Annotated in this window: 16 protein-coding genes; 9 read left to right on the top strand and 7 right to left on the bottom strand. The window is 35.2% G+C overall.

What is annotated here, in order from left to right; all coding sequences use genetic code 11:
- The first annotated feature begins 204 nt into the window (after nt 1-204).
- The gene (locus tag OK18_RS01070; protein ID WP_053326806.1) at nt 205-1,809 is read left to right on the top strand and encodes an AraC family transcriptional regulator; all 1,605 of its coding nucleotides are present in this window, start codon (nt 205-207) and stop codon (nt 1,807-1,809) included.
- Nucleotides 1,810-2,183: 374 nt separating this feature from the next.
- On the opposite strand, the gene OK18_RS01065 is transcribed toward OK18_RS01070, so the two are convergent.
- Nucleotides 2,184-2,393 (bottom strand): hypothetical protein, encoded by a 210-nt coding sequence (locus OK18_RS01065; protein ID WP_053326805.1) that lies wholly within the window; start codon nt 2,391-2,393, stop codon nt 2,184-2,186.
- A 195-nt stretch (nt 2,394-2,588) separates the two neighbouring features.
- On the opposite strand from OK18_RS01065, the gene OK18_RS01060 reads away from it, so the two are divergent.
- Nucleotides 2,589-4,082 (top strand): serine hydrolase, encoded by a 1,494-nt coding sequence (locus OK18_RS01060; protein ID WP_082129111.1) that lies wholly within the window; start codon nt 2,589-2,591, stop codon nt 4,080-4,082.
- A 111-nt stretch (nt 4,083-4,193) separates the two neighbouring features.
- Here the strand turns inward: OK18_RS01060 and OK18_RS01055 are convergent, their stop codons facing one another.
- The 6 genes from OK18_RS01055 to pruA all read right to left on the bottom strand — a co-directional run bounded on the left by OK18_RS01055 (nt 4,194) and on the right by pruA (nt 8,894).
- On the bottom strand, nt 4,194-4,409 hold the full coding sequence (locus OK18_RS01055; RefSeq protein ID WP_053326803.1) for a hypothetical protein: 216 nt from the start codon (nt 4,407-4,409) through the stop codon (nt 4,194-4,196).
- A gap of 384 nt (nt 4,410-4,793) precedes the next feature.
- On the bottom strand, nt 4,794-5,198 hold the full coding sequence (locus OK18_RS01050) for a hypothetical protein (protein WP_053326802.1): 405 nt from the start codon (nt 5,196-5,198) through the stop codon (nt 4,794-4,796).
- Nucleotides 5,173-5,538, bottom strand: coding sequence for a hypothetical protein (locus tag OK18_RS01045; protein ID WP_053326801.1), 366 nt, complete (start codon nt 5,536-5,538; stop codon nt 5,173-5,175). The genes OK18_RS01050 and OK18_RS01045 overlap by 26 nt, the downstream gene beginning before the upstream one ends.
- 43 nt (nt 5,539-5,581) lie before the next feature.
- On the bottom strand, nt 5,582-5,977 hold the full coding sequence (locus OK18_RS01040) for a hypothetical protein (RefSeq protein WP_053326800.1): 396 nt from the start codon (nt 5,975-5,977) through the stop codon (nt 5,582-5,584).
- Nucleotides 5,949-6,950 carry a lysozyme family protein gene (locus OK18_RS01035; RefSeq protein WP_053326799.1) on the bottom strand — a complete coding sequence of 334 codons (1,002 nt, stop codon included), beginning with the start codon at nt 6,948-6,950 and terminating at the stop codon, nt 5,949-5,951. Before OK18_RS01035 ends, OK18_RS01040 begins: the two co-directional genes overlap by 29 nt.
- Nucleotides 6,951-7,268: 318 nt before the next feature.
- Nucleotides 7,269-8,894 (bottom strand): L-glutamate gamma-semialdehyde dehydrogenase, encoded by a 1,626-nt coding sequence (gene pruA, locus OK18_RS01030; protein ID WP_053326798.1) that lies wholly within the window; start codon nt 8,892-8,894, stop codon nt 7,269-7,271.
- Between the two features lie 394 nt (nt 8,895-9,288).
- On the opposite strand from pruA, the gene OK18_RS01025 reads away from it, so the two are divergent.
- The 7 genes from OK18_RS01025 (at nt 9,289) to OK18_RS00995 (ending at nt 14,172) form a co-directional block, all read left to right on the top strand.
- Nucleotides 9,289-9,654: a hypothetical protein gene (locus OK18_RS01025; protein WP_050020175.1), complete on the top strand. Its 366-nt coding sequence runs from the start codon at nt 9,289-9,291 to the stop codon at nt 9,652-9,654.
- 154 nt (nt 9,655-9,808) lie between these two features.
- Nucleotides 9,809-10,111 (top strand): urease subunit gamma, encoded by a 303-nt coding sequence (gene ureA, locus OK18_RS01020; protein ID WP_045499458.1) that lies wholly within the window; start codon nt 9,809-9,811, stop codon nt 10,109-10,111.
- 12 nt (nt 10,112-10,123) lie between these two features.
- Nucleotides 10,124-10,492 carry an urease subunit beta gene (ureB, locus tag OK18_RS01015; protein WP_053326797.1) on the top strand — a complete coding sequence of 123 codons (369 nt, stop codon included), beginning with the start codon at nt 10,124-10,126 and terminating at the stop codon, nt 10,490-10,492.
- A 1-nt stretch (nt 10,493) separates the two neighbouring features.
- Nucleotides 10,494-12,215, top strand: coding sequence for an urease subunit alpha (ureC, locus tag OK18_RS01010; RefSeq protein ID WP_050020176.1), 1,722 nt, complete (start codon nt 10,494-10,496; stop codon nt 12,213-12,215).
- 113 nt (nt 12,216-12,328) lie between these two features.
- Nucleotides 12,329-12,979, top strand: coding sequence for a hypothetical protein (locus OK18_RS01005; RefSeq protein WP_053326796.1), 651 nt, complete (start codon nt 12,329-12,331; stop codon nt 12,977-12,979).
- Complete coding sequence (gene ureE / locus OK18_RS01000; RefSeq protein ID WP_053326795.1) at nt 12,969-13,478, top strand: urease accessory protein UreE; 510 nt, start codon at nt 12,969-12,971, stop codon at nt 13,476-13,478. Before OK18_RS01005 ends, ureE begins: the two co-directional genes overlap by 11 nt.
- 4 nt (nt 13,479-13,482) lie before the next feature.
- Nucleotides 13,483-14,172 carry an urease accessory protein UreF gene (locus OK18_RS00995; protein WP_053329258.1) on the top strand — a complete coding sequence of 230 codons (690 nt, stop codon included), beginning with the start codon at nt 13,483-13,485 and terminating at the stop codon, nt 14,170-14,172.
- Nucleotides 14,173-14,240: the final 68 nt, after the last annotated feature.

Genomic DNA, 14,240 nt, shown 5'->3' with positions numbered 1-14,240 from the left:
ACAGAGTATATCTGATAGGAAAGATGATCATTTATTATTTTGAGCTTATTATTAAAATTAACATAAATGGCTATTTTAGTTTAAATGATTAAATTACAGTTGAATATTTTAATAAAAAATAAAATATTAGTAGTTTTGTAAAAAACAAAAAGACACCCAGAGAAGAAATGATGAATTATTATAAAAATAATAATTTGTTTTTTTATGTCTAAAAATTTACTGCAGCTTTTGTTTTTGCTTGTCACAGCAAACTCCTTATTAGGACAAAAAAAGAATAATTTCGATCAGATCTGTGAAAGAACCTCTGTTGTTACTTCCCATAAAGATTTACCAAAAGCAATCAGAACTGCTGATTCTCTCTATATATCGGCACAAGAACCATTGGAAAAGGTAAAGAGTCTTATACTTTCTTCAGAATTGTACCATTTTGGCGGAGATTTTAAAAAAGCAATCTGTTATAGTGAAAATGCGTACTCTCTCATCAATCAGATGAATGACCAGGAGTGGATGGCTTATGTGAGCAGGCTCCTGGCCAGGCAGTACCGCCAGGTAGGTCTTCATGAAAGATCAAAAAAATATATTGTAAAAGGATTAGAAGCTTCCCAAAAGATCAGTGATAGACACAAGAGTCATGAGATGGCAGGGCTGCTCAACCAGGAAATGGCTTACTATGAAATGGAGCAGGGAAACTATTCAGAGGCTATACGGTATATTGAAGTTTCATTGAAGTGTTTTGAGAAAATAAACACCCAGAATGAAGACAGGACCGAAGCGGCTTCCTATCAGTTGTTGGGCGATGTGTATTTTAAGCTTAATGATTATGCTGTTTCTGAAAACTATTACCGGAAAGCTGAAAGACTTCTTACAAAGGGAAGCTGCATTCTGGGCCTGGTTTATAATGGTTTGGGGGGAATCCGCCTGAAACAAAAAAACTGGGAAGATGCTGAACTATATCTTAAAAAAGCTGAGAAAATTGCTGATACATCCAGAAGCATCAAACTGAAAAAAGCTGTTTATTCTAATATTAATGATTACTATGAAGGAACCGGTGATAATTTTAAAGCTTCCTTATATGCTGTGAAATATGTAAGGGCCTACGATAGTATTGCGGCCCGTAACCACGGATTTGTATTGAAAAACCTGGAGCCTTCAGAAAATAAGAATAACAAAAAGAGCAGACTCAATATCGTTAAAAATACAACCATTATAGTTTTGTTGGTATCCTTAGTTGGTTTGATCACTTTCTTTAGAACCAGGCAGAAAAGACAATACTCAAAATTCAGGAATATTATAAGAGCCCGTTTACAACCCATAGCCAATAGCGGACAGGTGCTGAAAAAAGCAGATAACCTTGAATTTTCCAATATTTCAGTAGAGGAAATAGATGAAAAAGACAGTGAGGATGACCGAAAAAGAAACGAATCCCTGATGACCTCCGAAACAGAATCCAAATTGCTTGAACTTCTCGAAAGCTTTGAAAAAGGAAACCTTTATAACAGTAAAGGAATGTCTCTTTCTTTTCTGGCCGGTGAACTCAGCACCAATACCAAATATCTTTCCTATGTGATTAATAAGCATAAAAATGCTGACTTTAAAACGTACATCAACCGGTTAAGAATCAATTATATTGTAGATAAATTGATTAATGATGAAAAATACAGACAATATAAAATAAGTATTCTGGCTGATGAATGTGGTTTTTCTTCCCACAGCAAGTTTGCAACCGTATTTAAAGCTGTTACTGATTTCTCTCCTTCAGCCTATATTAAATACCTTGAAGCTGAAAATCAATCAGCTAAAAATGGTTGATTTCCTGAAAATAATTAAAAATTAGTTATTTTTTTTAACTCTATCTTACTATTTTCATGAAAATGGATAACCTATTATTTCTCTTAAGCAGTCTGCTAACCTATCTTTGCGCCAATCTTACGGAACTATGATCATCATCACTCTCTAGGTATTTCCTTATTTGAAGAATAGCTATTTCTGAGATAGCAGAACAAGGGAATCAGCTATAAATTTAATAAGGAACTGGTAATTATTCATTATTTTGAGATATAATACCTTTTGTATATCTGGATTATACCAAGGGAAACATCATACAATCGGGGCTGATTGCCCGGTTTTTTTTCAGTCAAGTTTTTTTAAGTGCAAATCCACAGAACATCTGTGGATTTGTGGTTTTATTTATGACGGGCACTGTCTGTTTTTGTTTTTAAGGTATCGGCAGCGATGGGTGCCGGTTCAGAATTAGCTACAGCTGAATCTCCCATTTTGTTTCGCAAAGATTCTTTATTGTGTTCATCTTTAAACTCTTCTCTCTTTTCTTTATTTTGAGCACAGCTTCCCAAGAAAAGAAGACCTAATACAGCTACTATCCAGATTTTTTTCATACTATTTTATTTTTTTGATGTTAGTCTAATCAAATATAGTAAAATATTAATATTTTTATTGATGATCAGATCCATATTATGATAAAATTGTTTTTAATGTAATAAGAGGAGTGAAAAAATATGATGCTATGCATATCAAATCATCAATGAAAAAAATAAAGAGAACAATACTCAGTTGATCTTAAAAATAAAACCATGAAAAAAATACTTTACCTGCTGCCCCTGCTATTATACACTTTTATGTTGAGCCAGGAGCCAAAAGAAAACCTTAAGGGAATTGATGAAGAGATCAATGCCATCATGAAAGATTATCAGGCTGTAGGAATATCCATAGTAATTGTCAAAAATAATGAGGTCACTTATTCTAAAGGTTATGGATACAGGGATTATGAAAATAAACTTCCCGTAACTCCCAATACCGTTTTTAGCATCGGAAGCAATACCAAATCATTTACATCCGCCTTAATAGGTATGTTGGAAAGTGAAAAGAAAATATCCATTCAGGATAAACCTTCACGATATATTCCTTACCTGACATTTTCTACGGATAGAATGAACAATCTCATCACAATCGAAGATTTACTGGAACACAGAAGCGGATTGGGGAGTATAGATGGAACCTACATTTTCTTTCCCGCATCTAAACGTATAGATCTGATGCAAAGACTTCCCTTTATCAAAGAAAATGGAGAACCTAAAAATAGCTGGAAATACAGCAATTTTGGATATCTCATGCTGGGAGCTATTGCAGAGCAGGTAAATGGTAAAAGCTGGGATGATCTTATCAGACAGAAAATCTTTGTTCCTTTAAAGATGGATCATAGTAGCACATCTGTGGATGAAATGATAACACAGCCTGATTTTTCCTACCCGTATGGACTTTACCAAAAAAATATTGAGAAAGTACTGTTTCAGAGACCTGAAAATGATAAACCGGGAGCTGCGGTTAACAGTTCTGCAGCTGATTTGGCCAACTGGATCAGACTTTGGTTAAACTATGGAAGTTTTGAAAAACAAGAGCTTATTTCAAAAGAATACATAAAAAATGCAATGAGTGCCAAAGTCATGATTGATGGCGCTCCTCCGGCCAGTCCGGATGCCAAAAATTACCTGTTTGGTTGCGGGTATGGTTGGCTTACTCAGGTTTTCAAAGGTCATTATAAGGTGTGGCATGCTGGAGGAGTATCAGGCTTCAATTCTAATATTTTTCTATTTCCGGCTGAAAAACTGGGGATAGCCGTTTTAAGCAATCAGCAGAATTCCGATATATCCAATACCATTGCCAATATGATTTCAATCCGTATGCTTGGGTTAGATCATGGCAAACCTTATTCCTATGAAAAGAGTATAGGTGATATTGCCAAGCCGCATAAAAGAATCCGGACGGCTATCAATGAAAAGAAAAAGCCAACCCATGATCTTGATTTATATTGCGGTGAGTATTTTAATAAAGGATATGGAACATTAACGATTGTTAAAGAAGGAAATAACCTGTACGTCCGTTTTCCAACTTTCAAATTTCTATTGATGCACCGGCAGTATGACCTTTTTGCTTCAGAATTAACAGAAGAAGTTCCACAGCAAATGAATCCTGATTTCGATTTTAATTTTACCCTGGATGATAAAGGAGACATCAATGGAGTTACTATGGATATGCACGGTGGAATTACATTCAGGAAAATAAAATAGTACTGTAGATGCTTTATGTTGTAAGCCTACTATAAAAAAACTAAAATAAATAAAAAATCCGCAGAGCTTTCATCTGCGGATTTTCCATTTTAAGTTAAACGTTTATATTAATTATTTGACAGGAGTCTGTGCCATGGAATCTATTTTTGTCTTGATGGTATCAGGAGGGACCTGTTTTGTATTCATCGTATCAGTGGTAGCAGGTGCTTTTCTCGCTTGCTCTGCTGCTGCTGAATCACGGTTACCCGTTGACATTGTCGATTCTTTGGTTCCACAACTCACTGCAAATATTCCTATTCCAATGGCTGTCAGCAAAAACTTTTTCATAACTATTTTATTTTGGGGTGTGTTAGAAAAAAATCAACAATTATTCCTAATAAGGTTTATAAATGGTAAAAAATAGGTAAAGTTTGTTAAAATATGTTAGGTTTAGTTCTGTTTATTATTGAACACATGTCAATGTCATTAGATTTCTAATCTATACTTTTCTTTTGTTCAAATTCTTTAAGAGAATGGAAATAATAGTTATTCTTGTTTTTGAAATAAAGTTATCAACTACATAATAAGTCCAAAACCCTTTATTATTCTAGATTTTGCTTTGAACATTTTATAATATATTTTTTATTATCCAATAACTTTTCCTGAACTTCATCGAAGTTGCTGTTTTTTAAAGATACATTCATTTTTCTAGGTATCTTGTATTGGCATTTTTCAGTCATTAGTTTTTTCACTTAAGGGATTTGTTCTTGAACTTAAAAGATAAGTTAAAAACCAATCCATTTTAACTTTATCATAGCTAAAATACAATATATCAAAGTCAAGATACTTTGGTGCATATGTAAATTTAATATGGATAACATTTTTTATTACATTGATATTTACGCTCCCTGACTCTGCTTTATAATTTGAGAAAAAAGATATTGTATCATTTTTCTTGTTCTTATTATTTTTTGCATATTCAAATACCAAGTTATTGGTTATAGAATCTTTATAAATAACATCCTGAGATTTATCTAAATTTAAATCCTTTTTAGCAATAATCTGATATTGTGCATTACTAAATAAGGATAATAGTAGGAGCACAAGTATTTTACTTTTTAGAAGTATACAGTTCATTCTTTTTCACTAAGTGAATATACATTTCATTACATTCCTTAAAACGTACAAAAGGATTCATAGAATTTCCTGAGTTTTGAATAGAGATGGTATCCTTATCAAACATTGCACTTATGCCATTTCCAAAATCCAGATAAGTTACATGATCTTCTTTGGAAAGTTTTACAATTCCTTTTATTCTTTTATTTTTACTTGTATTAAAGGAGAAATGATTGTTAGATTCTATTTTTAAGCTGAGTTTGCATTTAGATTCACTACAAGAATAATTGCCTACAATATTTTGAGAATAGGTAAAATGAAAAGCCAGTAAAAATAGAGCAATGAATGCTTTAATCATCATGTTTTCAATTTTGGAATGTTTTTTCCAGTTCTAATTTCTGATTTCAGTCTATATTTTTCTTTTGTTCAAATTCTTTAAGAGAATGGAAATAATATTTATTCTTGTTTTTTTTGAAATAGAGTTTATCACCCACAATACTATTCCCTAAAAAAGTTCGTTTAATTACTAAAATATTTGTCTTACAATTGGCGGTGATGTCTATTGGGGCGTTATTCCAGTAATTTACAGTTTTTATATTTACATCTTTCCCCAGCCATTTATTTTCTTTTTTATCTATGAGTAACCATGTACTATCGTTACTTACTTTCTGGTGTAATATGATATTTGTGTTTAATTTTTTATTCCATATCTGTATCTTTTGGGCATTAGTAATAATTCCAATTAGAATAAAAATCAGAAAATAAAAAAGTTTAATTTTTCTTATTGCTACAATTTTCATATTTCATAATTTCTTTAAGGTCTGCTACATATTTAATTCGTTCTTTTAAACCATTAGGCGATCTTACTTTTCCATTAATTCCTTGAGATACATATAAGGTGTTATCTTGATCTGCAGCTAGATTCATATTAACTCCGATAGCATTAACTTCATCATCGTTTTTCCAATACCATCCGGCAGAATCAAATGCATATTCAATATTTGTTGCCAATAATTTAGCAAAAGGAATAAGTTTCTCGGTATAAAATTTTTTATCTTTTAAAACTTCTTTGGTGCCATAAACCTTATTGTAATATTTTACATAATTATAATCATGAGTGAGTTGCATAAAACCTCTTCCTTGAAAATGGTAACCACCACTATAATTTGATGGAGTATTTGCTTCTGTCCTTCCTTCAAATGTAGCCCTAAATCTATGAGACTCATGATAGGCTTGGGCAATAAAATGAATTTTTCTAATACAACTATTTATATCATAGGTTTTAAGCAATTTGTTTATGATATCTGTAACTTTTTCATAAGTTGAATCATCCACTGATAAATGTTCCGCTCTTTTTATGTCTGATTGATTTGCAAATAATAAATCTTTAGTGTTAATCATGTCATAAACACTTAAAGAAACTTTTTTGAAAACAGTTTTCTTTATACCATTTACTTCTTCAATTGTTTTCCTGACTGTACTGCCTATAATTTCCCCCTTTCTTAATGCAATGACAATGTCCTTTATTTCATTAGGTGTAAAATCCCTGTTACAATAACATTTTTTTTCATTTTTTTCTGTATTTCCATCATCTGTTGTTCCGTCTTTTCCAAAACCTTGTAATATGGTCTTTTTTTGACTGGATAATTCCAGGTTTTGTTTGGTAGCTTCAATGATTACCTTTTCTGATTCTTCATGAGATACTTTGCTTATTGAAGTATAATTATTGGTAACTTGTATATTGATATTTTTTGCTTTTTTTATAATAGCCATACTAATAGTTTTAATAGATTAAATTTTTCATCATGATATATTCTTATTAAGATTATATTACAACAAAAGCTGTCTAAAACTTCATTATGCGCTATATAAGCCTCCAGCTCCTTTCAGAGTTTGAAACTTTTTTTCCATCATATATTTGTGTAATATTGAGTATATATCACTAAATATAGATAAAAAAATAATATCAAAGGTCAAATTTTAATAGAAATGTCATGGATTATTTGATATTAAAAAGCCCCGGAATCGAAATTCCGAGGCTGTATTGAAAAATAGGTAATCATTATTCATTACCTGTTTTATTACTTATGATTATCCCAGATATGGATATTTGTAATCTTTTGGAGAAACAAAAGTTTCTTTGATACTTCTTACGGAAGTCCATCTGAGAAGGTTCATTTTAGAACCTGCTTTGTCATTTGTTCCTGAAGCTCTGCCACCACCGAAAGGCTGTTGTCCTACTACAGCACCTGTAGGTTTATCATTGATGTAGAAGTTTCCTGAAGCATTTTCCAATGCTTTAAAAGCTTCATTAATTGCATAACGGTCTTGTGCAAACACAGAACCTGTCAATGAATAAGGAGAAGAAGAATCAACAAGTTTTAAGGTTTCTTTCCAGTCCTGATCTTCATATACATAAACAGATAAAATAGGTCCGAAGATCTCTTCTATCATACTCTCATATTGTGGGTTTGTTGTTTCAATAACTGTTGGGTGTACAAACCATCCTTTAGAATCATCATATTTACCGCCAATAGCTACAGTAGCTTCACCGGAAGCGTTAGCCCTGTCGATATATCCTTTACATTTTTCGAAAGAATTTTTATCGATTACAGCATTTATGAAATTAGACGGATCTTCAGGAGAACCAATTTTGATCGTGCTCATCTGAGCTTCCATCACTTTCTTCACATCAGCCCAAAGCGACTTAGGAATATAAGCTCTTGAAGCGGCAGAACATTTTTGTCCCTGGTATTCGAAAGCTCCTCTTACCAATGCAGTAGCTACAGCTTCTACGTTGGCAGACGGGTGAGCGATGACAAAGTCTTTACCACCGGTTTCTCCAACGATTCTTGGATAGGTTCTGTAGTTATGGATATTATCACCGATCATTTTCCACATTCCCTGGAATACTCTTGTGGAACCTGTGAAGTGAAGACCTGCAAAATCAGGGTGAGCCAATACTTTTTCAGCCGTTTCTTTTCCGTCTGTAAAGATCATATTGATAACCCCTGCAGGAAGACCTGCTTCAGTTAACACATCCATGATTACTTTTGCGGAATAGATCTGCTTATCGGAAGGCTTCCAAACCACCACGTTTCCTAACATGGCCATACAGGTAGGAAGGTTCCCTGAAATCGCTGTAAAGTTGAACGGAGTAACTGCAAAACAGAATCCTTCTAATGGTCTGTATTCTACACGGTTCCAGATACCATTGTCAGAAACAGGCTGTTCAGCATACATTTCTGTCATAAACTCTACATTGAATCTTAAGAAATCAATGAACTCGCAGGCAGAATCAATTTCAGCCTGGTGTACGTTTTTAGATTGTCCGATCATCGTTGCTGCATTAATCACATCTCTGTAAGGGCCAGCTAAAAGGTCAGCTGCCTTTAGGAAAATGGCTGCACGTTGTTCCCAACCTAGTTCATTCCATTCTTTTTTAGCTGCCAATGCCGCATTGATTGCGTCATCCACATGCTGCATACCACCCTGGTAATAGAATCCGAAGTCGTGAGCATGATCCTGAGGAGACTGAAGCTGTACTTTTTTATCGGTCTTTACTTCCTTTCCGTTGATGATCATTGGAATTTCCACTTTTTCAGCCCACATCTTTTTATAAGTACTGATAAGGCTTTTAACTTCCGGAGATCCCGGCTCATAAGAATTTACCGGCTCGTTTACCGCTAATGGTACTTGCGAAATTGCTTTTGACATATTACGTTGTATTATTTTTTAATTAAGTATATACAAATTTACGATATTTATAAGGAAAGAAAAAATGCAGCGTATTTTTGTAAATAAACTTATTATTGAGCTGATTAAGAATGTAAAATGCTTTTTTAATGGTAAAATGTTATAAATATTTAATACATCCGTTCAATCCTTTGCACAAAAGAAAAGTAATGTTATGCTGATATAATTACAGGAATAAGGACAATGTAATATTTGTCATAGTTCATAAATAGCTGTTAAGTGCTGTAAATAAGGTATTTATTATGAAATGTAAAATTTAGTTAAAATTATATTTGTTGCGATTTTGAACATTTTAAATAATTTTTTTGATAGCCTGTGATTACAGATTAGTCTAATTTTACACATTATTAACAGTATGAAAAAAAGAGTCCTATTTTTCTCTTTTGTGATATTTTTCTCAGCGTTGTGTACAGGTCTTTTTGTACATAAGGTAAAGGCTCAACCATACTCCGATCTTTTATCAAAAATCCATCTTCTTCAGCAAAAATCGGATCAGCAGACCCAGCCTGAAATCTATAGTTTTTCAGATGGGCAGGATGTACAGGATTCCAATGACTGGGAGAAAGTGAAATTTGATTATTCAATACTTGCACAGCAGTGGCTCAATTATTTCTTTGCGAAATATACTTTTAATACTCCGGTTGCGGTCGTTCAAAACCGTATTTATATTACAGCACCAAGGTACATTCTGTATCATGCCCTGCAAATAGCGGGTTGCTAAACTCATTTTTCAGTTTTTAATGATTCGTTATGGTTTGTATTCTGTAATACTGATCCGTAAACATCATTTCCCTTTTTACATTTTTTGAACCGATCTATTTGTCTTTTCAGAAAGGCAAACAGAATATCGTTTGTCCAATTTTAAATAAAATACTATGCACTTAACACCTCGAGAAACAGAGAAGCTTATGCTATTTCTGGCAGGAGAACTCGCTCTGAAAAGAAAAGCGAGAGGCCTTAAATTAAATTATCCCGAATCAATCGCATTAATCAGTCACTTTTTGCTTGAAGGAGCAAGAGATGGAAAAAAAGTAGCCGAACTGATGCAGGAAGGAGCTAATCTTTTGACAAAAGATGATGTAATGCCCGGCGTGGCAGAAATGATCCACGATGTTCAGATCGAAGCTACATTCCCTGACGGGACAAAGCTGGTAACCGTACACAACCCAATCCGTTAATCCTATTTTATCATGATACCAGGAGAAATTTTTGTAAAAGAAGGCACTATTATCTGCAATGATGGCAGAGAAACTGTCAAAATCAAAGTAACTAATACAGGAGACCGTCCCATTCAGGTAGGTTCCCACTTTCATTTTTTTGAAGTTAACAAGGCGATGAGCTTTGACCGCGGGAAAGCTTTCGGAAAGAGACTGAATATTGTAGCAAGTACTGCAGTACGTTTCGAGCCGGGAGAAGAAAAAGAAGTGGAATTGGTAGAAATAGGAGGAACCAAAAAAGCAATGGGCTTCAATAACCTTGTTGATGGACAGGTAGATTCTGAAGATCAGAAAAAAATAAGCCTTGCAAAAGTTCAGGAGTTAAATTTTAAAAATCAGTAAGATGAGCTTACACGTAGACAGAAAACAATACGCCAATATATTAGGTCCTACAGCCGGAGACAAAATCAGACTGGGAGACACTGAAATTATTATTGAAATTGAAAAAGATTTCACCCATTACGGAGACGAAGCCGTTTTTGGAGGAGGGAAAACCGTACGTGATGGTATGGGACAGAATGTTACCGCCAAAAGAGATGAGGGGGTTCTTGACCTTTGTATCACAGGAGCCGTAATCATCGATCACTGGGGAATTGTAAAAGGAGATATAGGCATTAAAGACGGTAAAATCGTAGGAATCGGTAAAGCCGGTAACCCTGATACGATGGATGGAGTATCTCCTAACATGATCATTGGTGCTTCTACTGAAGTCCACGGTGGAAAAGGATATATCGTAACTGCCGGAGGAATTGATACCCACATCCACTACATCTGTCCACAACAAATTGAAACCTCTCTATACAGCGGAATTACTACCATGATCGGAGGAGGAACAGGTCCAAACGATGGAACGAATGCCACAACAGTAACTCCGGGGAAATTCAACATGCAGAAAATGCTTGAAGCAGCAGAAGAATATCCAATGAACTTAGGTTTTTTTGGAAAGGGGAACTGTTCAGCAGAAGAACCTATCGAAGAGCAGGTTGAAGCCGGAGCATTAGGGGTAAAAATCCACGAAGACTGGGGAGCAACACCTGCAACCATTGATGCTGCTTTGAAAGTAGCAGATAAATATGATGTTCAGGTTGCCATACACACCGATACTTTAAATGAAGGTGGATTTCTTGAAGATACCATGAGAGCGATTAATGGAAGAGTAATCCACACTTTCCACACGGAAGGAGCTGGTGGAGGTCACGCGCCGGACATCATTAAAGCTGCCATGTATCCAAACGTATTACCCGCGTCTACTAATCCTACACGCCCTTACACAGTCAATACTATCGATGAGCACCTGGATATGCTGATGGTTTGTCACCATTTGAGCAAAAATATTCCTGAAGACGTGGCATTCGCAGATTCTCGTATTCGTCCTGAAACCATTGCAGCAGAAGATATTCTTCACGATATGGGAGTTTTCAGTATCATGAGTTCTGACTCTCAGGCAATGGGCAGACCAGGGGAAGTTATTACAAGAACCTGGCAGACGGCAAGCAAAATGAAGGAGCAGAGAGGTGATTTAGCTGAAGATAAAGATAGCGGAAACGATAACTACCGTGCTAAAAGATACGTGGCCAAATATACCATCAATCCGGCCATCGCACATGGTATTTCAGAATATGTAGGATCTGTAGAAGAAGGAAAATTAGCGGATTTGGTAATCTGGAAACCAGCATTATTCGGGGTTAAACCTGAAATGATTGTAAAAGGAGGATTTGTAATTGCTGCTAAAATGGGAGATCCTAATGCATCTATTCCAACGCCACAGCCCATCATCTACAGAAATATGTTTGGAGCCCACGGAAAAGCCAAGTATGGTATTTGTGCCAACTTCGTATCTCAGATCTCTATAGATAATGGAACTATCGCTTCTTACGGATTAGAAAAAATGATCCTTCCGGTGAAAAATTGTAGAAATATTGGTAAAAAAGACCTTATCCATAACGATAAGACACCTTTAATTGAAGTGAATCCTGAAAATTATAAAGTAACAGTGGATGGTGAATACATCACTTGTGAACCGGCGGAAAAACTTCCTTTAACACAGTTGTATTACCTGTTCTAAGATAAATCTTATCCATAAAACCTAACAGGTTTTTAAAACCTGTTAGGTTTATTTAACAACAAAAAAAGATTTACCAGGCAATATTTAAAAATAATTATAGAACTAAGTTTAGAATGAAATACTTTAATAAAACAGTTTTTTCCTTTGCCATAGCCGGAATTACTGTGCTTTCAGGAAATCTGAGCGCTCAGTTTTTAGGAGGGCATAGGCTGAAGAGTGATGAAGACGGGCCCAAAGGACAATTTATGTTGTATGGTTCATTGGATTACTCAAAAGTGACTACTCCAACAAACAGCAGCAGTACCGTTTCGAGTGCACCGCTTGGGGTTGGATATTTTATCAATAATAATGATCTTATCGGGGTTAATTATGCTTATTCTCAAAATTCTGTGAATCATGATGTTGTATATAAACAGAATGAAGCCGGAATTTGGTACAGTCCCTCATTAATGTTGGGGAAATACTTTGTATTGATCGGGCAGGTAGATGCTCATTATGTTTGGGGAGAGCAACAGGCAACAACTGCTGATGAGATGCAGAACTTTAACGGGTTCCGTCTTCGTGCTTATCCTTTGATCGGGATATTATTAGGTGGGGGTTGGGCCTTGAAATTCAAGTTTGCAGAACTTTCAATGCTTCAGACCAAAACCAAAGAAGAAGGTTGGACAAAAAGCTATGTGGCTGGAATCAGTGGTTCAACATTCGGAGTTGGTATTTCTAAAAACTTAGACTTCAGAAAAAAAACAGCTAAAAATGATCATTAATCAAACCATAGGAAATCTTACCGAAAACACTACGGGAAAATATATAGATTATCTGGATCTTGAATGGTTTGAAACCACCAAAAGAATTCAGCGTAAAAAAACCAGAAATGGTGTAGATGTAGCCATCAAATTTCTAAAAGAAGGCCAGCGTCTGCGTGAGGGAGATATTCTTTTCGAGGATGCAGAAAAAGTGATTGCCATTAATGTTCTGGAAACAGATGCTATCGTAATGACACCGGGTTCTCTATTGGAAATGGGAACCGTATGTTATGAAATCGGAAACAAACATATTCCGCTTTTTATTCAGGATGATAAAGTATTGCTTCCATTTGAAATGCCCATGTTCAGATGGCTGGAAGCAAGTGGTTTCAATCCCGAGAAGCAATCCGTAAAACTGCTGAACCTTCTTAAATCGAATGTAGAACCTCACGGACATGGAAGTCTGGGTTCTACAATTTTTACTAAAATCTTAAAAATGGCCGCTCCGAAAGATGAATAATCATATGAACATCAGTTTTTTATCAGGATTACTGCATCTTGCAGATCCCACACTTCCGATCGGTGGTTATACCCATTCCAACGGACTTGAAACTTATGTACAGGAAAGAATTGTTCATAATGTAGAGACTGCCAGGGAGTTTGTACAGAACATGCTTCAGTATAACCTTAAATTCAACGACGGAGCTTTCGTAAAATTGGCTTATGAAGCAGCGGAAAAAGGGGATTTGCAGGCTCTTTTGACACTTGACAATGAGTGCAATGCCGTAAAATGTCCAAAAGAAATCCGCCAGGCGAGCCAGAAATTAGGCTTAAGACTGATCAAAATTTTCAAAAGAAGAGAAAGCTTTCCTTTCATGGAAGCATTTGAAAAAGCCATTCGGAATAAAGAAGCTAATTCTCATTACTGTATCGTATTTGGAGTCTATGCATATTTGATGGAAATTCCTTTATACGAGGCCTTACTGGGATTCTATTATACTTCAGTGGCAGGAATGATAACCAATGCCGTAAAGCTGGTTCCGCTGGGGCAACTTGACGGGCAGGACATCTTATTCGCTTTATATCCTGTCATGGAAAAAACAGTTTGGGAAACAATGGAACTGGACCGGGATATGGTAGGCCTTTGTAATACAGCTTTTGATATCAGATGTATGCAGCATGAAAGGTTATATTCAAGACTTTATATGTCATAAAAAATGAAGAGATGAAAGGCAAATGACCAGAACGTAAATATCCTTTGCTGATTGCAATACCCTTGTGA

It is taken from the genome of Chryseobacterium gallinarum, from assembly GCF_001021975.1.
Classification (GTDB): Bacteria; Bacteroidota; Bacteroidia; order Flavobacteriales; family Weeksellaceae; genus Chryseobacterium; species Chryseobacterium gallinarum.
Note: the sequence above shows the minus strand (reverse complement) of the source record. Positions and strands in the feature narration are given on the sequence as shown.